Source organism: Clostridium sp. AWRP, assembly GCF_004006395.2.
Classification (GTDB): domain Bacteria; phylum Bacillota; class Clostridia; order Clostridiales; family Clostridiaceae; genus Clostridium_B.
Window position 1 is genome coordinate 2,246,122 of record NZ_CP029758.2, and the last position, 25,466, is coordinate 2,271,587.

The 25,466-nt window shown below is 32.0% G+C and carries 20 protein-coding genes and 4 other annotated features; of the genes, 16 read left to right on the forward strand and 4 right to left on the reverse strand.

Annotated elements, in window-relative coordinates:
• Window positions 1-239 precede the first annotated feature (239 nt).
• Window positions 240-438 (reverse strand) — a binding site (T-box leader).
• 487 nt (window positions 439-925) lie between these two features.
• Window positions 926-1,121: a binding site (T-box leader), on the forward strand.
• 265 nt (window positions 1,122-1,386) lie between these two features.
• The 6 genes from ilvC (DMR38_RS10415) to DMR38_RS10440 all read left to right on the forward strand — a co-directional run bounded on the left by ilvC (DMR38_RS10415) (window position 1,387) and on the right by DMR38_RS10440 (window position 9,537).
• Complete coding sequence (gene ilvC, locus DMR38_RS10415) at window positions 1,387-2,400, forward strand: ketol-acid reductoisomerase (RefSeq protein ID WP_127721260.1); 1,014 nt, start codon at window positions 1,387-1,389, stop codon at window positions 2,398-2,400.
• A 336-nt stretch (window positions 2,401-2,736) separates the two neighbouring features.
• Window positions 2,737-3,750 (forward strand): ketol-acid reductoisomerase, encoded by a 1,014-nt coding sequence (gene ilvC, locus DMR38_RS10420; protein WP_127721260.1) that lies wholly within the window; start codon window positions 2,737-2,739, stop codon window positions 3,748-3,750.
• 518 nt (window positions 3,751-4,268) lie between these two features.
• Window positions 4,269-5,927, forward strand: a complete 1,659-nt coding sequence (ilvD, locus tag DMR38_RS10425; protein WP_127721261.1) for a dihydroxy-acid dehydratase — start codon at window positions 4,269-4,271, stop codon at window positions 5,925-5,927.
• Between the two features lie 349 nt (window positions 5,928-6,276).
• Window positions 6,277-6,475: a binding site (T-box leader), on the forward strand.
• Window positions 6,476-6,647: 172 nt separating this feature from the next.
• Window positions 6,648-6,844, forward strand: a binding site (T-box leader).
• Between the two features lie 60 nt (window positions 6,845-6,904).
• Window positions 6,905-8,515, forward strand: a complete 1,611-nt coding sequence (ilvB, locus tag DMR38_RS10430; protein WP_127721262.1) for a biosynthetic-type acetolactate synthase large subunit — start codon at window positions 6,905-6,907, stop codon at window positions 8,513-8,515.
• Between the two features lie 15 nt (window positions 8,516-8,530).
• Window positions 8,531-9,022, forward strand: coding sequence for an acetolactate synthase small subunit (gene ilvN, locus DMR38_RS10435; RefSeq protein WP_207670790.1), 492 nt, complete (start codon window positions 8,531-8,533; stop codon window positions 9,020-9,022).
• Window positions 9,023-9,270: 248 nt separating this feature from the next.
• A complete protein-coding gene (locus tag DMR38_RS10440; RefSeq protein WP_127721264.1) occupies window positions 9,271-9,537 on the forward strand; it encodes a hypothetical protein in 267 nt (88 codons plus the stop codon).
• Between the two features lie 60 nt (window positions 9,538-9,597).
• Here DMR38_RS10440 and DMR38_RS10445 read toward each other — a convergent pair whose 3' ends face one another.
• Window positions 9,598-11,559, reverse strand: coding sequence for a cytidylate kinase family protein (locus DMR38_RS10445; protein ID WP_127721265.1), 1,962 nt, complete (start codon window positions 11,557-11,559; stop codon window positions 9,598-9,600).
• Window positions 11,560-11,803: 244 nt separating this feature from the next.
• Here DMR38_RS10445 and DMR38_RS10450 point away from each other — a divergent pair, with 244 nt between their 5' ends.
• From DMR38_RS10450 to DMR38_RS10480, 7 genes are all read left to right on the forward strand, one after another.
• The gene (locus tag DMR38_RS10450) at window positions 11,804-12,955 is read left to right on the forward strand and encodes a PucR family transcriptional regulator (protein WP_127721266.1); all 1,152 of its coding nucleotides are present in this window, start codon (window positions 11,804-11,806) and stop codon (window positions 12,953-12,955) included.
• Window positions 12,956-13,566: 611 nt separating this feature from the next.
• A complete protein-coding gene (locus DMR38_RS10455) occupies window positions 13,567-14,925 on the forward strand; it encodes an aspartate aminotransferase family protein (RefSeq protein WP_127721267.1) in 1,359 nt (452 codons plus the stop codon).
• A 70-nt stretch (window positions 14,926-14,995) separates the two neighbouring features.
• Window positions 14,996-15,979 (forward strand): carboxyltransferase domain-containing protein, encoded by a 984-nt coding sequence (locus DMR38_RS10460; RefSeq protein ID WP_127721268.1) that lies wholly within the window; start codon window positions 14,996-14,998, stop codon window positions 15,977-15,979.
• A gap of 28 nt (window positions 15,980-16,007) precedes the next feature.
• Window positions 16,008-16,991, forward strand: coding sequence for a biotin-dependent carboxyltransferase family protein (locus DMR38_RS10465; RefSeq protein ID WP_127721269.1), 984 nt, complete (start codon window positions 16,008-16,010; stop codon window positions 16,989-16,991).
• A 33-nt stretch (window positions 16,992-17,024) separates the two neighbouring features.
• Window positions 17,025-17,243 carry an acetyl-CoA carboxylase biotin carboxyl carrier protein subunit gene (locus DMR38_RS10470; RefSeq protein ID WP_127721270.1) on the forward strand — a complete coding sequence of 73 codons (219 nt, stop codon included), beginning with the start codon at window positions 17,025-17,027 and terminating at the stop codon, window positions 17,241-17,243.
• Window positions 17,244-17,258: 15 nt separating this feature from the next.
• The gene (locus DMR38_RS10475; protein ID WP_127721271.1) at window positions 17,259-18,026 is read left to right on the forward strand and encodes a 5-oxoprolinase subunit PxpA; all 768 of its coding nucleotides are present in this window, start codon (window positions 17,259-17,261) and stop codon (window positions 18,024-18,026) included.
• 14 nt (window positions 18,027-18,040) lie between these two features.
• Complete coding sequence (locus tag DMR38_RS10480) at window positions 18,041-18,532, forward strand: DUF1097 domain-containing protein (RefSeq protein WP_127721272.1); 492 nt, start codon at window positions 18,041-18,043, stop codon at window positions 18,530-18,532.
• 50 nt (window positions 18,533-18,582) lie between these two features.
• On the opposite strand, the gene DMR38_RS10485 is transcribed toward DMR38_RS10480, so the two are convergent.
• From DMR38_RS10485 to putP, 3 genes are all read right to left on the reverse strand, one after another.
• Complete coding sequence (locus DMR38_RS10485) at window positions 18,583-20,667, reverse strand: M56 family metallopeptidase (RefSeq protein WP_127721273.1); 2,085 nt, start codon at window positions 20,665-20,667, stop codon at window positions 18,583-18,585.
• A gap of 2 nt (window positions 20,668-20,669) precedes the next feature.
• Window positions 20,670-21,032 (reverse strand): BlaI/MecI/CopY family transcriptional regulator, encoded by a 363-nt coding sequence (locus DMR38_RS10490; RefSeq protein WP_127721274.1) that lies wholly within the window; start codon window positions 21,030-21,032, stop codon window positions 20,670-20,672.
• A 160-nt stretch (window positions 21,033-21,192) separates the two neighbouring features.
• Window positions 21,193-22,665 (reverse strand): sodium/proline symporter PutP, encoded by a 1,473-nt coding sequence (gene putP, locus DMR38_RS10495; protein WP_127721275.1) that lies wholly within the window; start codon window positions 22,663-22,665, stop codon window positions 21,193-21,195.
• Between the two features lie 311 nt (window positions 22,666-22,976).
• On the opposite strand from putP, the gene DMR38_RS10500 reads away from it, so the two are divergent.
• The 3 genes from DMR38_RS10500 (at window position 22,977) to DMR38_RS10510 (ending at window position 25,361) form a co-directional block, all read left to right on the forward strand.
• Entirely contained in the window at window positions 22,977-23,495 is a 519-nt protein-coding gene (locus DMR38_RS10500; protein ID WP_207670784.1) for a DUF2284 domain-containing protein, read from the forward strand.
• A gap of 220 nt (window positions 23,496-23,715) precedes the next feature.
• On the forward strand, window positions 23,716-24,015 hold the full coding sequence (locus DMR38_RS10505; protein ID WP_243124547.1) for a hypothetical protein: 300 nt from the start codon (window positions 23,716-23,718) through the stop codon (window positions 24,013-24,015).
• A complete protein-coding gene (locus tag DMR38_RS10510; protein ID WP_127721276.1) occupies window positions 24,000-25,361 on the forward strand; it encodes a glycoside-pentoside-hexuronide (GPH):cation symporter in 1,362 nt (453 codons plus the stop codon). The genes DMR38_RS10505 and DMR38_RS10510 overlap by 16 nt, the downstream gene beginning before the upstream one ends.
• Window positions 25,362-25,466 lie beyond the last annotated feature (105 nt).

A 25,466-nucleotide genomic window follows, 5' to 3' on the forward strand; every position in this document is an offset into this window, starting at 1 on the left:
TAATTATAATACACTTATTTCTAAATTTAATAAAATTATACACTACTAAATAATAAAATAAACACTTAAAAACAAATTAAAATACAATTGCAGTTTTTCGGATAAAAAAGATAAATATGAAAATACATTAGTATTAAATTTTAATATTTAAATTACATACACACACTAGATTTTTTGATAAAATAAATTTAAAAACAAACAAACTTAAAATAGAGTATAAAAAAAACAGACATACACCCCAATGGGGCGAAGGTCTGTCGCTGTACCACCCAAATTATTACTCGTATATATAACGGCTGTGCCGGCATAACTTACTTTACATAAAGTTCAGTTTGCAACTTAGGAGTGATTTTCAACAACTGTAGCTTATGGGTTCGCACCAAATCCCCATTCTCTGAAAGCATATTTTCGCTTACTCTTCTCCGTCATCGTTTTTTTATTTGCACTAACTATACTATAAAAAAATATGTATGTCAACAATTTTTTAAAAATATATAATTAACTATATAAAGAAATCCTAAATAGAAAATCAAGGTAAAAACCAAATATTTTTACAATCTTTATCTCGGTTAAATATTTTGATAAACCTAAGCAATAAATTCTAAAAAGCTAAAAGTTTAAATTGAGTATTTGCTTTTATAAAATTATGAAAAATATTTTTTGTGGTAATATAATGTAAGAAAAACATAATGCAATAAAAAAATAAAAAAAGTTTAAAAAAACTATTGACATTATTCTCATAAGGTATTATTATCGTCACATACACTAAATATTGATAAAGCAAATTTCAAAAACAAATAAATTTTTCAAAGTGATTTAAAACCAATTAGGTTTATTTTAGTTTTAATAAAATAAATGATATTTATTAGTTATATCCATGGGGGTTATTTCTGATTGATATTTTGAATTGGTACAATTGTAGAGTATAAAGACAATGATAGGGAAGAGTAAATAGGAAATATTTCTTAGAGAGTGAGATTTTGGTGAAAACTCATAAATATGACTATTGAAGGTAGCCTTGGAGTCGTGAGCTGAAACTAAGTAGGCTTTACCGGTAAAACCGTTATTACTTTGAGTAAAAAATTGGGTGGTACCGCGCGACCAAACTTCTCGCCCCAAGCAGAGAATGTTGGTTGTTTTTTTATACAAAAAATTAGTGGTAATTGCTCAAATGCTGGTTTTTAGAATTAAAATAAATTATTTTACAATTAAATAATTTATAAAACGTGAAATATATGTACTTGCAATAGTCATAAAATTCTTAATTATGCGAATTGAAAATTATTTTTCTAAATATCAAGTAATATATTATTTAAATATTTAAAGTATTAAAAAGTTCAATATATATAAAAATAGTATAAATAAATTATTCAGGAGGAAAGTATTATGGAAAAATTAAAAGTTTATTATGATGAGGATGCAGATTTGAATCTCTTGAAAGGAAAGAAGATAGCTATACTTGGATTTGGAAGTCAGGGACATGCACATGCTTTGAATTTAAAAGAAAGTGGACTCGACGTAATAGTCGGTTTATATAAAGGCAGTAAATCATGGAAAAAGGCTGAAGATTATGGATTTAAGGTGTATGAAATAGCTGAAGCTGTTAAACAAGCAGATATTATAACAGTACTTCTACCAGATGAAAAACAAAAGCAAATTTATGAAGAAAGCATAAAAGATAATTTATCAGAAGGAAATGCATTGTTCTTTGCACATGGATTCAATATTCACTTTAATCAAATAGTACCACCTAAGTTTGTAGATGTTTTAATGATTGCTCCAAAAGGACCGGGACATATAGTTAGAAGAGAATATACATTAGGCAATGGAGTTCCATGTCTGTATGCAGTATATCAAGATTACAGTGGAAAAGGAAAAGAAATTGCTTTAGCTTATGGAAAAGGAATTGGCGGAACTAGAGCAGGAGTTATGACTACAACATTTAAAGTTGAAACTGAAACTGATTTATTCGGTGAACAGGTAGTACTTTGCGGAGGAGTTTCTGAACTTATCAAAGCAGGTTTTGATACATTAGTTGAAGCTGGATATGCTCCTGAAAATGCATATTTTGAATGCTTGCATGAGATGAAGTTAATAGTTGACTTGATATATGAAGGTGGATTAGCTAGAATGAGATATTCTGTAAGTGATACTGCTGAATATGGAGATTATAAGATAGGAAAGAGAATAATAAATGACAATACTAGAGCTGAGATGAAAAAAGTTCTTCATGAAATTCAAGATGGAACATTTGCAAGAGAATGGCTTCTTGAGAACCAAACAGGAAGACCAGGATTTACAGCAAGAAGAAGAATGGAAAAAGATGCTCCAATAGAAAAGGTTGGAAAAGAACTTAGATCAATGATGTCATGGATCAATGAAAACCCTGATAATGAGTAATTAAAAAGTAGGATATTTGTTAAATTGGGGTAATATTTTAACAGTATATCAATAAAAAATTACTATGAATAACGCTTATGAATAAGGGGGCTTATCATTTAGCGGATGAGTTAAGTTTACAGGAGAAGTTGGGAAATCACTTTTTCCCCAATTCCTGTAATATAAATATCTATCTTTATTAGGGGTAAAATAATTATAGAAATACATAATTATAATTATAAAATTCTTAATTATGGGAATTACAAATCATTTTTTATATCAAATAGTATATTGTTTAAATATTTAAAGTATTAAGAAGTTCAATATTATAAATAGATTATTCAGGAGGAAAGTATTATGGAAAAATTAAAGGTTTATTATGATGAGGATGCAGATTTGAATCTCTTGAAAGGAAAGAAGATAGCTATACTTGGATTTGGAAGTCAGGGACATGCACATGCTTTGAATTTAAAAGAAAGTGGACTGGATGTAATAGTTGGTTTATATAAAGGCAGTAAATCATGGAAAAAGGCTGAAGATTATGGATTTAAGGTGTATGAAATAGCTGAAGCTGTTAAACAAGCAGATATTATAACAGTACTTCTACCAGATGAAAAACAAAAGCAAATTTACGAAGAAAGCATAAAAGATAATTTATCAGAAGGAAATGCATTGTTCTTTGCACATGGATTCAATATTCACTTTAATCAGATAGTACCACCTAAGTTTGTAGATGTTTTAATGATTGCTCCAAAAGGACCGGGACATATAGTTAGAAGAGAATATACATTAGGCAATGGAGTTCCATGTCTGTATGCAGTATATCAAGATTACAGTGGAAAAGGAAAAGAAATTGCTTTAGCTTATGGAAAAGGAATTGGCGGAACTAGAGCAGGAGTTATGACTACAACATTTAAAGTTGAAACTGAAACTGATTTATTCGGTGAACAGGTAGTACTTTGCGGAGGAGTTTCTGAACTTATCAAAGCAGGTTTTGATACATTAGTTGAAGCTGGATATGCTCCTGAAAATGCATATTTTGAATGCTTGCATGAGATGAAGTTAATAGTTGACTTGATATATGAAGGTGGATTAGCTAGAATGAGATATTCTGTAAGTGATACTGCTGAATATGGAGATTATAAGATAGGAAAGAGAATAATAAATGACAATACTAGAGCTGAGATGAAAAAAGTTCTTCATGAAATTCAAGATGGAACATTTGCAAGAGAATGGCTTCTTGAGAACCAAACAGGAAGACCAGGATTTACAGCAAGAAGAAGAATGGAAAAAGATGCTCCAATAGAAAAGGTTGGAAAAGAACTTAGATCAATGATGTCATGGATCAATGAAAACCCTGATAATGAGTAATTAAAAAGTAGGATATTTGTTAAATTGGGGTAGTATTTTAACAGTATATCAATAAAAAATTACTATGAATAACGCTTATGAATAAGGGGGCTTATCATTTAGCGGATGAGTTAAGTTTACAGGAGAAATAGGGGAGGCACTTTTTCCCTAATCCCTGTAATATCAATATCTATCTTTTTAGGGGCAAAATTATTATAGGTAGATATTACTTATAAATAAAAAGGGCTTATAAATATAAAATGTGCGAAAATTATTACGAAATTATATATATGTATTATAAAAACTATGATGGAGAAGAGTAAATAGTGGAGTGTTTTTAGAGAATTGGGATAAGGTGAAAACCCATGAATACGAAACTTTTGAAAATCACTCCTAAGTTACAAGCTGAAATTAGAAAGCTGTGTCGGTATTACCGTTATTAGAATTATGAGAAATTGGGTGGTACCGCAAAGCTTCTTACCCTAGGCAGGCGGTTATTTTTTTATAAAAAATTTCCAGATTTAAGGAGGATACTAAAAATGAAAAGTGATTCAGTAAAAAAGGGAATTAAGGCAGCTCCAGCAAGAGCACTTATGTATGGAATGGGATATACAAAAGAGGAGATTGAAAGACCTCTTATAGGAATAGTAAATTCACAAAACGAAATAGTTGCAGGTCACATGCATTTAGATGAAATAGCAAAAGCTGCAAAACTTGGAGTAGCAATGTCTGGGGGTACTCCTATAGAGTTTCCTGCTATTGCAGTTTGCGATGGAATTGCAATGGGTCATGTTGGAATGAAGTATTCTCTTGCTTCAAGAGAATTAATAGCAGATTCAATTGAAGCGATGGCAACAGCTCATGGTTTTGACGGATTGGTACTCATTCCTAACTGTGACAAAATTGTACCTGGAATGCTTATGGCAGCTGCAAGACTTAATATACCAGCTGTAGTAGTAAGTGGAGGACCTATGAGGGCAGGTAAGCTAAATAACAAAGCACTTGATTTTAGCACTTGTATTGAAAAGGTGGCAGCTTGCAGCGATGGAAAGGTAACAGAGGAAGAACTTGAAGAAGAAGCTAAGAGAGCCTGTCCTGGATGCGGTTCCTGCTCAGGATTATTTACAGCAAACAGTATGAACAGTCTTACAGAAGTACTTGGAATGGGTTTACCTCTAAATGGAAGTGCTCTTGCACAAACTGGTGAGAGAAATCAGCTGGCAAAATATGCAGGAATGTATGTAATGGATTGTGTAAAGAACAATAGACGGCCAAGAGATATACTAACTTTAGATGCATTTAAAAATGCTATAACGGTAGATATGGCTATGGCAGGATCCACAAATACAGTACTTCATCTTCCAGCAATTGCTCATGAGGCAGGTATAGAACTTAATTTGGATTTATTTCATGAAATAAGTAAACATACGCCTTGTCTTACAAAATTAAGTCCAAGTGGCAAACATCATATGGAAGATCTTCATCTGGCAGGGGGAATACCAGCTCTTATGAATGAACTTTCTAAGAAAGGTCTTATAAATGAAGATGCACTTACTGTTACCGGGAAAACTGTGGGCGAAACTATAAAAGATTTTAAAGTGCTTGATTATGAAGTTATAAGAAGTGTAGACAATGCTTACAGCAGTGAAGGCGGAATAGCAATACTTAGAGGAAATTTGGCACCAGATGGAGCGGTAGTTAAAGAATCTGCAGTTTCAAAAGAAATGATGGTACATGAGGGACCGGCTAGAGTGTATAATTCTGAAGAAGAAGCAGTTAAGGCTATATTTGGCAATGAAATAAATAAAGGCGATGTAATTGTGATAAGATACGAAGGACCAAAAGGCGGACCTGGAATGAGAGAAATGCTTTCACCAACTTCTGCTATAGCAGGTATGGGTTTAGATAAAGATGTAGCACTTTTAACAGATGGAAGATTCTCAGGAGCTACAAGAGGTGCATCTATAGGACATGTATCACCAGAAGCTATGGAAGGTGGGCTAATAGGACTTGTAGAAGAAGGAGATACTATATTTATAGATATTACAAATAAAAAGTTGGAGCTAAAAGTAAGTGAGGAAGAACTTGAAAAGAGAAGAAAGAACTATGTAAAGCCTGAACCTAAGATAAAAACAGGATATTTATCAAGGTATGCAAAATTGGTTACTTCTGCAAATACAGGTGCAGTTCTTAAATAATCAGAGTTTTTTAATGTACTTTAAGTAAATTGCGAAGCAATTTGCTAAGTTGATAATTGATAGTGGAAAGTGGAGAGTTAATGTGGATTTTTTCCGTTATACTACAAAAAATCTTTGATTAAATTTTGAAGGTTCATTTTGCTAGAGCGAAACATTGATGATGCATATAAGTTTAAAGTTTTTTGCCATGCCTAAAAATCAGTCTTCACTCTCAACTCTCAATTTTCAACTTTCAACTAAAAAGACTTCATATATGTGAAAGTTGAGTAAATATATTATTTAATAAAAATTCAGAATAAACTATTGACATTTGAATTGTTTTATAGTAACATATACACATATTTAAATAATAAAAGCTTTGACAGGGACTATTAAATATGATGTATATTTTAAAGCGAGTGGGATCTGGTGTAAACCCATAAATATTTCATATTGAAACTCACCCTTGAGCTGTAAGCTGAAATTATAGTAAGCTGTGCCGGTGTGAATCGTTATTGAATTAAGTAATAAAATTGGGTGGTACCGCGAACAGACTTCTCGCCTCAAGAGAAAGGCTGTTTTTTTGTGCTAATTTTTAACCTAAAATTACCTATATTAATTACTTTGAAGTATCAATGAATCCTATTTAGTGTGTATCAAGTTTAAATTTGATTTAAGTAAATTAATTTTTAGAAACTATTTGTAAATGTAAATTAGAAAGTATAAAATATGTATTAATATATGAAAGCTTTGAAAGGGATAAGTAGATATTATAATATTTTAAAGAGAGTGAGAGTTTTGGTGTAAACTCACAGATATATAATATTGAAACTCACCCTTGAGCTGTAAGCTGAAGTTAGTAGGCTGAGCCGGCTTTGCCGTTATTAAATTGAGTAATAAAATTGGGTGGTACCGTGAACAGACTTCTCACCCCATAAGGAGTCTGTTTTTTTGTACTCAAAAATCCTATTAAATTGAATTTACAAGGAGAGATGGTTATGAAAGCTGCTGAAGCAGTTATCCAATGTTTAAAGAAAGAAAATGTAAATATGGTATTTGGGTATCCTGGTGCTGCAGTGGTTCCTATATATGAAGCTTTGAGAAAATCAGATGTGAAGCATATATTAGTAAGACAGGAACAAGCTGCAGGACACTCTGCTAGTGGATATGCTAGGTCAACTGGAAAAGTTGGAGTCTGTATAGTTACATCAGGACCTGGCGCAACTAATCTCATTACTGCCATTGCTGCTGCATATATGGATTCCATTCCTCTTGTTGTTATTACGGGTCAGGTTAAGTCTACATTAATCGGAAGGGATGTATTTCAAGAATTAGATATCACAGGTGCTACAGAATCTTTTACAAAATATAATTTTCTTGTAAGAGATGCTAAATCCATACCTAAGACCATAAAGGAAGCATTTTATATAGCTGAAACTGGTAGAAAAGGCCCTGTGCTTGTAGATATACCTATGGATATAATGGAAGAAGATATTGATTTTGAATATCCTGAAAATGTAAATATAAGAGGATACAAACCTACTGTTAAAGGACACTTTGGTCAAATAAAGAAAATAATAGATAGAATCAAAGTTAGCAAGAGACCTCTTATTTGTGCAGGTGGCGGAGTTATACTGGCAAATGCACAAAAAGAACTGGAGCAATTTGTTAGAAAATCACATATACCTGTTGTTCATACTCTTATGGGAAAAGGATGTATAAATGAAAATAGTGATTATTATGTAGGTTTAATAGGTACTCATGGATTTGCTTATGCCAATAAAGTTGTACAAAATGCAGATGCACTAATACTTATTGGAGCTAGAGCTTCAGATAGAACTATCAGTGGGGTAAAAAATTTTGCAAAGGATGCAGATATAATTCATATAGATATTGATCCTGCTGAAATAGGTAAAATTCTGAACACTTATATTCCAGTAGTTGGTGATTGTGGAAATGTTTTATCGGATTTAAATAAAGAAATAGTAGCTCCACAGACGGAAAAATGGATGGAAGAAATTAAAAATTGGAAGAAAGATTTGCATATAGAAAGAAAGCTTACAGGTAAAGTTAATCCAAAATATGTGTTAAAAACTGTTTCTGATACATTAGGAGAAGAGGTTATTTTGACAGCAGATGTAGGACAAAATCAGTTATGGTGTGCTCGTAACTTTAGGATGGCAGGGAATAGAAAGTTTTTAACTTCTGGAGGCCTTGGAACTATGGGATATTCTCTTCCAGCAGCTATTGGTGCTAAAATTGCATGTCCTGATAAACAAGTTATAGCTTTTGCAGGTGATGGTGGATTTCAAATGAGTCTTTTTGAACTTGGAACTATTGCAGAAAACAATCTAAACATTATTATAGTTTTGTTTAACAACTCAGGACTGGGTATGGTTAGGGAGATGCAAGACAATAAATATTCTGGTGAATTTGGAGTAAACTTTAGGACTAATCCAGATTTTGTAAAGCTTGCAGAAGCTTATGGATTGACAGCTAAGAGAGTAGAAAATGATTCTGAATTTAACGGAGTTTTTAGAGAAGCATTAGATTCAAGCAAGGCATTTCTGATAGAGTGCATTGTAGATCCTCATGAGAGAACTTTTTAGAAAGAGGTGATTACTATAAAAAAGTATGTGATGTCAGTATTAGTTGAAAATCATTCAGGTGTTTTAAGTAAAGTAGCCGGGCTTTTTAGTAGAAGGGGATATAATATTCACAGTCTCACTGTAGGAGTTACAGGAGATCCTGAAATATCACGAATGACTATTGTATCCATTGGAGACGACTATATGTTTGAACAGATAAGTAAACAGCTGAATAAATTGATTGAAGTTATAAAAGTAATAGAATTAGACCCCGATGCATCTGTTTATAGGGAGTTATCTCTTATAAAAGTTTGTGCAGAATCCAACAATAAACTGCTAATTATGGAAAGCGTAAATACTTTTAGAGGTAGAATAGTAGATATGAATGAAAAAAGTATGATAATTGAAATAACCGGAAATGAAAAGAAGATATCTGCTTTTATTGAACTAATGAAACCTTATGGAATAAAGGAAATTATACGTACTGGACTTACTGCACTTCAAAGGGGAAGTAAGCTGGAAGACTAAATGCAAACTCATAATAAAAAATATCTCTTTTGTCTTAAATATTAAAGACAAAGGGATATTTTTTTATTTGCTAGTATTACTTATAAATAGGAATATTAACAAATATAAATTATATACTTAATATAGACAAAGTATATTTTAAAAGATGGGAATACAAAATTAATATTTGAAGTAAAGAACTTATTTAAAGTATAGATGAAATGCTGTAAGAGTGGTATGAAAATTAAATTTAGAGGAGGGACAGAGACATGGATAATACCATATTATTGAGTAAGATATCCCAGGGTCTAATGGAATGCTGTAAATCAAAAAAATTTTTGAGAGTAAAAAAATTAACTGTGAATGTAAGTGAAAATAGCAATATTAATTCTTGTAATCTTTATGAGTATCTTAAAAATTTTAATAAAGGCATAGTAGATGAATCTACAGAAATTAAAATTGAAATTGAAGATTTGCCGGATCAAGTTGTAATCATAAGCAGTATAGAAGGTGATATATCACAAGAGTGTGTATAAAGTATGAAATGAGGGGAATGGGTATAGATTTGTGTAAAAACCAAATCTATACCCATTCCCTTAAGCAAGATTAAATTTCTTTCTAATCATATTGACTAATACTTTTGCTGTCTCATCAATTCCACCAAACAGGCTGCTGTTAATTAAGATGTCTTTGTACAGTACATTATCACTGTACGATTTTGCATAACTTAGGCTGTATAGCTGACGGGCTTCATCAACTTCTTTAATCAGCTTATCAGCTTCATCTGGATTTATATGAAGTATATTGATGCAATTTTCCTTTCGTATCTCATAGGGAGCATAGATAAATATGCTGAAATGATTTGAATGATTTCTTAAAATATAGTCAGAACACCTTCCTACAAATATACAGGATGATTTATCTGCCAGATCACAGATGATTTTCTTTTGGACTTCAAATATTTCTTCCTGTACGTTTTCTGCACTAGTTCCTAGTGGAAACTTCATTTTTTTATATTCATTTTTATTTATTTCTTCTCCGCTGTCAATAGTGGATACAGGCAAATTCATCTTCTTTGCAGTTTCTTCTACGATATCCCTATCGTAATATTCAACACCTAACAATTCAGCCATTTTTTTAGCAATGGGACGTCCCAGACTCCCGAATTGACGGGAAATAGTTATTACATAATTCTCTAATCCGATATTTACCTTTTCATTTTCTAGAAAAGCTGTGGTAAAATTGCCGGAGACAAAGTTTTTATTTCTCATTATTGCAATATCAGTATTTATAGTTGTAGAAACTCCTTCTAGTTTAAAGTTTTTTAATGCTTTTATCATATTGGCAATGCAGGTATTTCTATCTTTTTCCCAAACCACAAGTTTACAGAGCATAGGATCATAAAATGGAGAAATCTTGTATCCTTCGTGAATAGCATGTTCTATACGAACAGTTCCATCTGAGGTATCAGGAAATGATAAACTTGTAATTGTACCTGGTGAAGGTTTAAATGTTTTGGGATCTTCTGCATAAATACGGCATTCAATGCTGTGACCTTTTAGTTTAATATCTTCCTGTTTAAATGGCAATTTCTCTCCGTTTGCAACACGAATTTGATTTTCTACTAAATCTATATTTGCAACATATTCAGATACTGGATGTTCTACTTGAAGTCTTGCATTTATTTCCATGAAATAATAGTTTCCATCAGCACCTCTTAAATATTCAATGGTACCTGCTCCAGAGTATTTCATTTCCTTGATAATCTTTTGTGTATATGAATAAAGTTTCTTTCTGTCATCTTCAGTAACTACAGCTGACGGTGATTCTTCAATAATTTTTTGATATCTTCTCTGAATAGAACATTCTCTTTCTCCTAAGCAGACTACATTTCCATAGTCATCTGCTATAAACTGTACTTCTATGTGTCTTGGAGATAGTACTGCTTTTTCAATATAAATATCTCCACTTGCAAATGCCATATTTCCTATTCTTTGCATGCTTTCAAAAATAGCCTGTGTAACTTTTTCAGATTCAAAGTAAGTAATTTTTTCTATTCCCTTACCTCCGCCGCCTTTATCCAGTTTAAGTAAAATAGGCAATCCAACTTTTTCTGCAGTATCATAAATTTCTTTTACACTGGAAATCGGATTTATTGTTCCTGGTGTAACCGGAACTCCTAATTTATTGGCAATAATACGGCAATAACATTTGGATTCGATGTTTTCTAGAATTGAAGGGTCAGGTCCGATCCACTTTGCACCTGCAGTAGCAACTGCATTAGCAAATGATGCTGCCTCTGATAAAAATCCATATCCGGGATGTACTGCATCTGCCCCTGATTGCTTAATAACATCTACAAGTGTATCAATATTTAAATAACTTTTAACAGGTGCAGAGGGGCCAATATTATAGCTTTCTGCAGCTTTGTTAATGTAATCAGCATTTTTATCAGCGTCTGAATATACAACAACAGTGTCAATTTTAAGTTTATTACATGTATGAATAATTCTGTTTACAATTTCACCGCGATTTGCAATTAAAATTTTTTTTATCATGTTAGCACTCCTTTTCAATAAATTATTGTTTTATTAATTAAGTTCTACAATAACCATTTATAACAGTTTACAATTATGCAGATAAAAAACAAGGACATGGCAAAAATAACTATAACAGATACATTGCCATGTCCTTGTTAGATTAAACTATAGCATATTTTAAGTTTTATGACAACAGTAAGCAACACAAATTTATGATATACTATTAAAAAATCAATTTAAAATTGTAAAAGGGAGTCAAAATATGAGTTATCTTTTATCTGAATTTTATTCATCTTCAAAAGAAATATATAAGATTAAGTTAATTGCAGGCGAAAAAGGCCTCATAAATGATATGACATGGGTATACCTTACTGAAGATATAGAAAATGGAGATTTTCTAAGAGAAAATGAATTAGTTATTACTACCGGTTTGTCAGCTGGAACAAAAATAAATTGGATTTATGAATTAATTAGAGAATTAATTTACCGAAAATGCAGTGGTTTGTTAATAAATACTGATAAATATATTCTTGTTAAGGATATTTCTAGAGAAGTTATTGAACTATGCAATTCAGAAAATTTTCCTCTTTTTATAATGCCGTGGGAAATACATATTTCTGATATTATGCAGGATTACTGTAATAAGATATTTATGGATAAGTACCTGGAAAATACTTTGTCTAAGCTGTTTTATAATGTAATATTTGATTCACAAAATATTGAAAAGTATATTCCCCTTTTAAATTCAAACGGTTATCCTACAGAATCTTCTTACTATGCAGCTAAAATAATTAATATTAGTTCACCGCTGAAATTGCAAAATTGTATTAATCTTTTGTCAATAAAATATCACATATTTTTAAAAAACAACTATTATATTTTGATTCTGAAGGAATGCTCAAAAAAATTGCTAAATAATCTTATGAAAAACTATTTTGAAATAGTTGATAATGAAATAGTTTTAAACTCATCAATATTAAGACCTCAAATAGGAATAGGTGAAAAAGTTTCTTCATTATCAAAACTTTATTTTAGCTACTCTACTGCTTCCTATGCTTTAGAAACAGCTAAAGATTCGAATAAGGACTGTGTGTATTTTGATGAGCTTGGTATATTTCGTATATTGAGTTCTGTATCTAATAAAGAATTACTTCAAAGTATATATTTCGAAATGCTTGATCCTATAATAGATTATGACAGGAAAAATAATACTCAACTGCTAAAAACTTTAAAAGTATATTTGGATTTTGACGGCAGCATTCAGGAAACTGCAAATTTCCTATATAATCATCGCAATACCATCAATTACCGTATGAAGAAAATACATGGCCTATTAAAAAAAGATTTAACATCAACGGAAGATAAGTTTAATCTAAGGATGGCCTTTTATATTAAAGAATATATGAGATTGTAAATGCGCGATAAAATATAGAACTATCTTATCAATATTAAAATAGAGATAAGATAGTTCTTATTATTTTATTGTAAAAGTTATATAGGGTAAACATTAGGTCAAAATGAACATTTTTAATGAAAAATTTTTCCAAATAGTAATTTAATAGGCATATGATAATTAAAATTAGCAATAATTCGTAAATATAGCCTTATAAAATTAGCAAATCATAAATAGTTATTTAGCTTTTTTGATAATTTATCACGCAATTTGTGATATTTTATTTAAAAAATATGCGAAATGAAAGAAAAAGGGATATGGGAAAGCTTTATGCATGCGCCTTATGTATATTGAGCACAAATTAGACAAATAAAGTTTGTGTTCATATGCTATTGTTATACAAAATGAAATATTGTAGTATTTAATTATTCAATATTGATGAAAAAAAAGTAAATATTACACTTTTCATTTTTATTTTGAATTTTGAAAATTTAGTTCTTGCAAAAATAACTATAAAAAATTGTAATAGTTTACATAATTTGAAATTGATAAATTAACAATTAAATAATTGAATAATTAAATACAAAATGCCATGTTTAAAAAATTAGTTACTAGTTTAAGGAGGCTTAAAAATGTTAAAGGAAGAATTACCCAAAATAATAACTGATCAAATCCCGGGGCCGAAAGCAGCAGAAGTAATACGAAGAAGAGAAGATGCAGCACCCTCTGCAATTAAATGTATATATCCTGTTGTAATAAAAAGGGCAGAAGGTGCGGTGATTGAGGATGTTGACGGAAATTATTTTCTTGATTGGACTGGTGGTGTAGGCGTACTAAACGTTGGATTTTCCCATCCAGAAGTGGTTGAAGCTGTGAAAGAACAGTCAGAAAAATATTTCCATGGTATGTTTAACATTGTTACACACGAAGGATATGTTAAGCTGGCAGAGAAAATGAACTCCATTGTTCCTGTGAAGGGAAGTAAGAAAAAAACGTTTTTCGCAAATAGTGGAGCAGAGGCCGATGAAAATGCAGTAAAAATAGCAAAAGCTTTTACAAATAGACCTAATATAATTGTATTTTCAGGAGCATTTCATGGACGTACAGTTATGACCATGGCAATGACGTCGAAAAAATCTTATGCCTATGGAATGGGACCTTTTCCAGACGGTGTATACCGTGCAGAATTTCCGTATTTATATAGAAGTCCTGAAGGAATGCCAGAAAGTGAAACCATTAATTATTATATAGAAAGTATTAAAAAAGTATTTGATCAAGCTTCACCACCAGAGTATGTAGCAGCTATAGTAGTAGAACCACTTCAGGGTGAAGGCGGATTTATTCCAGCTCCAATTGAATGGGTTAAAGCAGTAAGAGCTATTTGTGATAAATATGGTATATTGCTTGTTGCAGATGAGGTACAATGTGGGTTCTGCCGTACAGGTAAAATGTTTGCTTCTGAATATTGGAAGGAAGCAGGGGCAGCTCCAGATATAATAGCAACTGCAAAATCTATTGCAGCTGGTATGCCATTAAGTGCAATAACAGCAAGGGAAGAGATTATGGAGGCAGTAAGACCAGGAACAATTGGAGGAACCTTCTGTGGAAATGCAGTAGCATGTGCAGCAGCATTAAAAGTGATAGAAATTATGGAAAGAGATAATTTGGCTGACCGTTCTATGGAAATAGGTAAGAAAGTAATGAAACGCTATATGGAATGGGAAAAAAAATATGAGATTGTTGGAGATGTAAGAGGACTTGGCGGAATGGTTGGAATAGAATTTATAAAAAATAAAGAAAAGAAAGATCCAAATCCTGAAATTGTATCAGCAGTTATTCAAGAAGCAGCCCAAAATGGACTTATGATTGAGAACTCGGGTGTTTATGGAAATGTTATCCGCTTTTTAGCACCACTTGTAATTACAGATAAGCAGCTTGAAGCAGGATTAGATATTTTTGAAAAAGCAATTTGTAAGTGCATGCAAAAGTAAGTTATTTTTCTATTATAAATAAATTACACAATTGAATCAAATAATTAAATATAAAAAGGGAGGAAAAAGTATGAGCAAGTATGATGTTATTATTGATACTCTTCCTGCTAAAGGTGACAGAATTGAAATATTATTCCGTCAGGCAGGTGATGGCTTTATTCAAGTAGAATATGGTTATGAACAGAGGGTGGAACTGCTGGATTCCTTTAGAATTCTGGCAGTAGATTCAAAGGTTAAGAAAATGAATATCAAGGGATTAATTGAGACATTACCAAGTTTAAGAGCAAATATGATACATTTTGATCCTACCATTATTTCCCCACAAGAACTTATTGACAAAATTAAAGATGCAGAAGAATCTATTGCTGGTGTTGATGATATGGTAATTGATTCAAGAATCATTACATTACCAATTGCTTTCGAGGATAGCCAGACTAAAAAGGCAGTTGAAATGTATTTAAAACAGATTCGTCCTGATGCACCAAACTGCAAGGATGGATATAATCTTGATTATATGGCCCTATGTAATGGATGCACTGTAGATGATATTAAACATATGTTATTAGATACTTATTGGTATAACAGTGGATGTGGTTTCTGGCCGGGCGGTGGATTTTTCTGGCCAATGGATCCAAGGTGCAAAATGATTGTACCAAAATACAATCCTCCGCGTATATGGACTCCAGAAGGAGCAGTTGGTATTGGTGGAGCTTGCCTATTTACTTACACTACAGCAACTGGTGGTGGGTATCAATTATTTGGACGTACTATTCCTACATTCCAGTTATCAATGAAACATCCACAATTTAAAGACGGACCATTTTTATATCGTCCATCAGGGGATCGCATAAAATTCGTAGAAGTTTCAGAAAAAGAAATATTAGATATATATGATCATGTCCATGAGAAAACAGATTATGTATATGATATCCAGGAAAGCCAAATTGTTGTTAAGGATTATCTGGAATTCCTTGCAAAACCAGAAGTTGTTAAAGGTGCCGAAGAATTTGCAAAGCGCCAGGAACAAGGATCCAAAATAGCACCTAAGCTCTAATAAATAATATAAGAAGGAGGTAAAAAATATGATTAAAGTTATAAACGGTGGAATTGAAGTTTTGGTAGAAGATTGGCCAGGAAGACTTGGATACATGGGACTTGGAATGGCTGCTGCAGGTGCAATGGATAATCTTGCATTACAGCTTGGAAACTTGATTTTAGGAAATAAAAAAGGTGATGCAGCTTTAGAAATTGCCGGCGGTTATTGTCAGTTTGAAATTATAGAAGACGGAGTTATTGCAATAACAGGAAGTGACATGAGACCTACAATTAATGAAAGTGATGTACCAACGTGGCAAGCAATTGCAGTTAAAGCAGGTGACATACTTAAATTTTCACACTTTGGAGAAGCTGGTTTTAGAGCTTATGTGTGTATAGCAGGAGGAATTGATGTCCCAGAATATCTTGGAAGTAAATCAACTTGTCTTTTTGGAAGCTATGGTGGTTTTGAAGGGCGCAAGCTTGCAAAAGATGACGTTATAAAGGTGAATAAAAAAGATGCTTCAGGAATTGCTGGCAAAAAATTAAATCCTAAGTATATACCTGAATACGTGAATGAATGGGAATTAAGAACTATTCCAGGACCTAATTCAGTACCTGACTATGTAACGGAAAATGGAATGGATTATTTGTTTAGTACACCAATGAAAATCTCACATAATGCAAACAGAGCGGCTTATCGTTTGCAGGAAGTACCAGATTATTTTTGGGCACGTGAGGATGGTGGAAAAGGCGGAAGCCACCCTTCAAATATTGTTGATCATGGTTACAATATGCGCGGCGCAGTTAATGTAACTGGAAATACTCCTTCTTTGCTTATTGCAGATGGACCTACATTAGGTGGGTTTGTATGCGTTGCAAATGTTATTAATGCAGACTTGTGGAAAATTGGTCAGGGGATACCTGCAAGGGATAAAGTAAAACTTAAACTGGTTACTGTAGAAGATGCAATAAAAGCACGTAAAGAAAGAGAAGCAATGTTTGAAGCAGTTGATTTAGTGATTGATTAATAAAAATAAAAAATGAAAATGGAGGATAAAATTATGGAATATACATTAAAAGCACATATGCCTGGGCTTGTAGCTCGAGTAGTAGTAAATGTTGGTGACAAAGTTGAAGAAGGACAGGAGCTTGCAGTTATTAATTGTATGAAAACGGAAATGAGCTGCCAGACAGAAAAAGCAGGTGTAGTAAAGAAAGTTCTTGTTGCTGAATGGGATGAAATGGATATAGGATCTCCTATGATTATTTTAGAAGCTTAATGGAGGTGAAGCAGTATGAAGATAGATATTAATGTTGATATGGGCGAAAGCTTCGGACGTTATATCCTTGGAGATGATGAAGCACTTATGCCTTATGTAACATCTGCAAATATTGCAACATGCTTTCATGCCGGCGATCCACTTGTTTTGGAACGTACCGTAAAATGGGCAAAAAAGTATGGAGTGGCAATAGGTGCACATATAGGTCTTCCTGATAGGCAAGGATTTGGAAGAAGGCAGATGGACATTTCAGCTGAAGAACTTAGATCTGACATGTTATACCAGTTAGGAGCAATGGATGCATTTTTAAAATTGCATGATCTTAAAATGCAGCATGTAAAACCTCATGGGATATTGTATCGTATGGTTGGTGAGCAGGAGAAGTATATTGATACTTTTCTTGATACCATTGAAGAATATAATAAAGATCTTTATATCATGCTTCATACAGGATGCGAGGCTTTAAAACGTGCAGAAAAGAGAGGCTTAAAGACAGCACCAGAGGTATTGATTGATCTTGGCTATGATGAAAATGGAAACTGGATGCTTGAAAGAGTTAAGAAAGCACGTTCACCTCAGCAAGTAGCTGATAGGGCTGTTAAGGTTGCAAAGGAGAGAAAAATTGATACTATTGATGGAAAACTAATTGATGTTGATGGATGCACAGTATGTATTCATGGTGATTCACCTAATGCCCTTGAGGTGGCAACTGCAGTTAAAAAATCATTAGAAAGCAGTGGTGTAACAGTTACAGACCTGAATGGATACTTTGGACAAACATAGGAGGAGGAGTAGAGATGAAAAAAATTGAAGCATTAGATGTATCGGTAGCAATTTTAGCAGCAGTATCATGTCTCTTTATGTATATAAAAGTTCCTGTTTGGGCTTTGTTTATAGGCTGGGCATGGTACTTTAGTTTAGGAGCAACTCCAGATCTTATTGCAAAGGGAATACCACCGATGATTACCGGATCAGTACTTGCAATTTTAGCATTTGTTCTTATCAATGTATTTACGGGATTTATGCCAGCTATGGCAGCTACGGTAGTTTCAGTTTTTATTACAGTATTTTTATTAATGATATCACTAAAAATACCTGCCTTAAATATTTCGCTCATGTCATTTAATGCTTATTCATGTATGTTCATAGGTTATGGTGCAGGAGCATATATGGCAATTAAAGGAATGCCTGCTCTACTTAATGCAGCAATTTGGATTACAGGAGCAAATTTCATTGGATTGATTTTTGGGTGGATGAGTATTAAATTTACAACATTTAAAAAAAATTGAAGTTAAATGATGGGGTTGTTACATTAGATTTTAGTGTAACAACCCCGTATTTATTTTATAAAAGAACAAAGGGAATGGAAATCTATCCAGTCATTGGAATTTTTTGAGGATATACTTTTATCTATATTTCTAAATGTTACATTATTATCTTGCAGTAAATAGGTATATTTATAGCCTGAAAAGTCAAATGTTTTTAGATATTTATAGTTAAATTCGTAATAGCAGCTGTGGTTACCTGCAAATGAATTCATTAAACTATACTCAACTCCATAATAGCTTTTACCATCATAAATTATTTTGGTGAATATTGTATAACCATTTCCCATGGTGTGAACAATTTTAAGGGATGATTTTTTTCCCTTTTGAGTATCAGAAATAAATTTATTTGCTATTTTACTACCAGAATTAATACAGCCATCGCCATCAAGAATACAACTGTCTTTAAGGGTATTTTGCATAGAGTATTTTCTTGAATCCAGAAGTAGTTCATGTTTAATATTTTCATAGCGGTGTTGGGAGACAATTAGTGCATAAATCTTTTTATATGTTTCTTCTGTGAGTTCATTAATAAATTTGTGAGGCTTTTCTATATAATATTTTCCATCTTTTTTATACATAAAGTAGAATTGATTATTTACTTCTACTTTATTGTAATTGGATGCTTGTGAAATATTATTCATACTTTTAATATTTATTTCTTTACCACTTTCAAGTAAAGTCGGAAGAGAATTATATGTTATAAACTTATTCATAATATTTTTGTATAAAGTAATGAATCCTTCAAGTGTAGAAGAGGTTCCATATACATCTTTAGTCATAGTGCTATTTGCCCAGGTTCTAGTTCGCTGGATCGTTTGATCATAATCACCCTCATTACTTAAGATGAAATTTACTTGCTTTACGTTACCTATCAAAGCAAAAATTAAAGCAGCATTTTGATCAAAAACAGTTTGATTATCTTTTGTTAAAAAACATCGTTTGGCCTGGCGGGTGGTTTCATAAGTTATCTGTATAGTGTAGGGCTCCTTATCTGTAAAAAGTTGTACTTTTTTATAGGTTAATATTTCTGGTATAAGCAAATTTTTTACTATAGTAACTACTTTGCTGTTATCCCCCGTGTAGGGAGTCTGGTATTCATATATTTTTTTGGCAAAGTCGTTTTGAGATCCCTGAATATTTCTTGGATTGGTCATAAGTCCAATGCTGACACATATAACAGCAATTACTGCAGTTAAGAGTACCCAAAAAACAGGTTTTTTGTAATTAAGAACGTTCTTAATTCTTGCTTTTGTATTATTTTCTCCAAAAGCAATAGGGATTCCTTTTATAGCCCTATTATTTATCGACATAGATAATAGGGACGTACTGTAATCCTTTTTTATACCCGTACCTAGTTCTTTTAGAACTTGCTCGTCACAGGACATTTCCATGTCTTTACTCATGAGCATAAAACTAAGCCATACAAGAGGATTGAACCAGTGAAGGCACAATGCTAAAAAGGCAATAAGTTTTATTATATAATCATATCTTTTTATATGTATTTGCTCATGCTTTAGAATATAGCTTTGTTCTATTTTGTTAAGGCCTATAGGCAGATATATTTTAGGTTTTATAAATCCAAGTACAAAGGGAGATAAAATAGTTTCACATTCAAATATATTATTTTTTACAAGTACTGCAGTATAAATTTTATGCTTCAACCTCACATAGAATACTATATTGTAAATAATTAGTAGTAAGATACCTAAAAACCAAATAACTGAGAAGGCAAATAGAACTATATGAATGGAATCATTACTGGCATGACTTATACCAGCAGGTAGAGTGGTGTTAATGGACGAATTCACCATTTCTGTTCCATTGTCAATCTGTGGTTGAGGAGTCATTACAATATTTGAAGAAATATACTCCATTTTGCCTGAATCTAAACTTGCTCCTTGTAAAAAGCTGAAAACGGAGGAAAAGGAAAAAGGACAGATGAGCCGAAATAGTACAACTATCCATAAGACGTAGGAAAAGATTTTAGGAGCTCTTTTTAAAATTAGTCTGGCAGCAAGAACAAATAAGATAGCATAACTTGCTGTAAGACTCATGTTGATTACATCAACAAATAACCTTTGTAGTAAAAGTTCCATTTTTACTCCTCCTCATAACTGTCGATTAAATTTTTAAGCTCATCAGCTTCTTTCTTACTTAATTTTTTATCATTCATAAATGCTGTTATAAATTGAGGAAGTGAACCGTTAAAGGTTCTATTTATAAATTGCTCGCTTTCAAATTTTTGTACTTCTTTTTGTTTTATCACTGATGTTACTATTGCATTCTCATTCTTCAATATTTTGCGACAGCATAATTTTTTCAAAACTGTATATGTTGTAGATTTTTTCCAGCCAAGAATTTGCTTGCAAAGTTTTACAAGCTCACCGGAGCCAAGAGGCTCATTTTCCCAAACAATACTTGCAAAACGATATTCACTTTCACAAAGGTTGAACTGTTCCACGATATATCTCCTTTCGGTCTATAGTAATAGACTTGCTATATTCCGAGTCTATCACTATAGACCAACAATGTCAACATAAATAGTACCACATTATGAGTATGATGGTAATAAAATAAGAGATACCCAACTTTATAATAGTAAGTATCTCTTATTTAAATAATTACATCAAGTTCAACTTTTCTTCCATAGATTTAAATTCTTTATTTACAGCTTCATCAGGTTTTTTAGTCAAAAGACTTACAACTATGATGGATATTAGAGATAAGGTAAAGCCAGGAATCATCTCATATAAATGGGCAGATAACCCTGATACAATCCATATTATAACAGTTAAGCCACCTACAACCATTCCAGATAAAGCTCCCCATTTGGTCATTCTCTTCCAGTAGAGACTTATTAAAAGAGTTGGACCAAAAGCAGAACCAAAACCTGCCCATGCCTGTCCTACTATACTTAGGATAGTTTTATTTGGAACATAAGCAAATAAAACTGCAGCAGCTGCAACGACAAGTACAGATATTCTTCCTATAAATACCTGAGTGTGTTCAGGTGCTTCCTTATTTAAAAATGTAAGATAAAAATCTTTTGTAATAGAACTGGAGCAAACTAAAAGCTGGGAAGAAATAGTACTCATAATAGCAGCAAGTACTGCAGATAGTATTATACCTGTAATAAATGGATGGAATAATATATCACCAAGACGCAGGAATACCATTTCAGGATCTTTTAGAGGTTGATTGTGCATTGTAAAATATACAAGACCTATAAGTCCACTGCTTATTGCACCTAAAAGGCCAATAGTCATCCAGCTTATGCCTATTCTCCTTGCAGATTTTAATTCTTTTGCAGATTTTATTGCCATAAAACGTACAATAATATGAGGTTGTCCAAAGTAACCAAGTCCCCAGGCTAAAAATCCAATAATAGTAGAAAAACTTGTTCCTCTAAGTATATCAAATAGCGCTGGATTGATATGTTTTACTTTACTTACAAAGGTCCCTGGATCTACTCCTATATTCATGTATGCAACTATAGGTACCATGATGAGAACTACAAACATAATACTTCCCTGGAAAAAGTCAGTGAGACTTACTGCTAAAAAACCACCAAAATATGTATATATTACAACTATAGACAGTGTAACTATTACTCCTGATGTATATGTAAATCCAAAGATGTCCCTAAATAATTTTCCGCCGGCTACGATACCTGAAGAAACGTATAAAGTGAAGAAAACGAGAATTATTATTCCTGATACAAGCCTCAGCATATTAGCATTATCCTTAAATCTGTTTTGTAAATAATCTGGCACGGTTAAAGAGTCATTTGATACTTCCGTGTAAATTCTAAATCGTGGGGCTAATAGTAGATAATTAAAATAAGCTCCTATAGTTAAACCAATTCCAAGCCACATACTGGAAATACCTGTAGTATATACAGCACCGGGAAGCCCCATAAGCATCCAGCCGCTCATATCACTTGCACCAGCAGATAATGCTGTAACCATAGGGCTTAGACTTCTACTTCCAAGCATATAGTCTGAAATATCATGGGTTTTCCGGTAAGAATAATATCCGATTAAAAGCAAGATAAGTATATACAACCCGATAGCCATAAGTGAATAGTATTTCATATAAATTCTCCTTTTTATAATTTAAGTTTTGTTAAAATTGATTTATGAATTTTTAAATCAGTAGAATGTCATATAAGTATAATATCACATTCTAAGTGAATTTTAAATTATTATATGATTTTAAAGTACATGGCTAAGAATATGGAACTAACTTATACATAAGAATGTACATGAAAATTTTGAATATGAATTTTTAAAAGCATTTTATGCAAAAAGGCGGTATTAGATATTAAGACAAATTAACCACACTAATTGTAAAATGTTATAATAAATATATAAAAATCATATTTATGGGAAAGGGGAAATTTGAAATGAAAAGTGACATGATAAAATATGTGGAAAAAGCAAAAGAACTTGGGGCATATAATGCTAAAATAATAAGTACAGATACTATAAAAACAGGGGCATGGACAATATTAAAGTGTAAGTATGGTTGTAAAAATTATAATACAAGTTATTGTTGTCCTCCAAAGACTCCTTCTTATAAGGAAACTCAAAATATAATCGATTGTTATAGTACTGGATTGATAGTACAATCTAAATTAGATCTTGAAGCTACTACAAAAATTATAAATAAATTGGAAAATGAAATTTTCCTTTCAGGTTATTATAAGGCATTTGGATTTGGTGCAGGGCCTTGCAGATTGTGTGAGAAATGCAATATGGAACATTGTGCACATCCACAGGAAGCTAGACCTTCTATGGAAGCTTGTGGTATAGATGTATTTGCAACTGTAAGGGAAAGTGGTTTCCCTATAGAGGTATTGAAAGGTGAAAAAAGTGAAAGTAAAAATGAAATAAATTGTTATGGATTGATATTGATTGAATAAGGGGCTATTTTTAATAGTTCCTCTTATTTATATCATGTATTTTTATAATTTACTGAAAATAATATCTAAAAGGAATATTCACAATTATAAATAAATTTGATGAATTTAAACATTATATAAGTTGAATTATATAAATATACATGATATGCTAATATTAGCATAAGTTAACATCAATATTATTTTTTATTAAAGGGGGGAAGTATTGTGAGTAAAAAACTAGTTGATAAATGGAAGACTTAGATGGAAACGTTATCTTATCAGAGGTAAAGGTACAGAAAAAAATGGTACACCAATATTAGATATAATAGTAGATCTACAGAAAGAAATGGAAATTATTTATGATGATATAGGAAAGAGTATAGTAACTACAGTAATGGAGAACAATAGGTCTGATGTAAAGGATTTAGGCGTTGATGTACCTACATCAAAGTACATTGAGGTTATAAAACAATATAAACCAAAGGCAATAGGATTTTCTAAAATATATTATGAAAGGAGAATATTATGGAAAAGAAATTGAAAAAATCTATTATTAATTTTTATGGTGTACCATCCTTTGGGTTTCAGTTATTTGTAAATGTGGAAATCTATTATTTTGCTGCATTTTTAACTGATTACGCAAAAATATCCGCAGCTCTAGCAGGAACTGTGTTGATGATTACAAGTATATTTGATCTTGTATGGGTTCCTACTGCAGGAGTTATCTTGGAAAAAACCAACTTGAAGTGGGGGAAATATCGTTCATGGCTATTAGTAGGACCTCCTTTTGCAGTACTATTTTATATTTTACAATTTTCCAAGATAGGTTCTGCAGGGGTAAATGCAGTTATAATTTCAATAGGATTTATAGTAAGTCATTTAATTTGGAATGTTTTTTATGCAGGACATATAGCAATGAACTCTTCTATGACAGAAGTAAGGGAAGAAAGAATTGCTATGGCATCAAACAGAGGTATGTTTAATTCATTAGGCAATATTTGCTTTTCTTTGTTAAGTATGCCTTTAATATTGATGATAGGTAAAGCTATCGGCAATCCTGCAGGTGGATATACTTTTACCGTTGCAATTGCAGGTATTCTTATGATGGGATGCTATTATATATTATTTTTTATGACTAAAGACTATGCAAATGCTGGAGTTTCAACTCAAACAGGTAAATCAGAAGAAAAAATGTCTATAGGTGAGATGCTAAAACAAATAGTAGTAAATCCTCCTCTTATAGGATTGTTATTAGGTGAACTTGGAAGATATTTAGGAAGGTTTATTATTTTTGGAATGGCGTTTTATTATTTTAAATATGTTGTTAATAATTTGGCAGTAGTTACTGTATTTTTTACAGGTCTTAGTATAGTATGCCTTTTGGGTGCTGTTATTACAAATCCGCTTGCTAAAAAAATTGGAGAAAGAAATACTTATATTTTATCACTTGTAATATTTATAGTTGGATTACTTATTGTATGGGCTTTACCAATGAATTATATGTCATTTATAGTATTGATGCTTGTAGCATATTTAGGATATGGAATCCCTGATGCGTTAGGTGTTGCTATGTATTCATCCACTGTGGAATATGGAGAATGGAAAACTGGAAAAAATGCACGAGGATTTATTATGTCATTAATAAGTTTCCCAATTAAAATTGCAATATTTTTAAGAAGTGTTATTATAACAGCTGTCCTTGTGGGTGCAGGATATGTTGCAAATATGAAGCCTACAGCCCAATTAGTATCAGGTATAAAGAATGGAATGGCATTAATTCCAGCAATTATCATGATAGTAGGATTGATTTTCATTGTGTTACTTTATAAAATTACACCTGATAGTCTTGAAAAGATGCAAGAAGAAATTAAAGCAAGAAAAAATTAGAATAAGAAAAGTAGAAAATTAAAATCTCTATATGCTTCCTTTGTGATGAATAGTTAAAACAACAAAACTGTTTATTTCAAGGAAGCATATTTTTATCTGATGGCT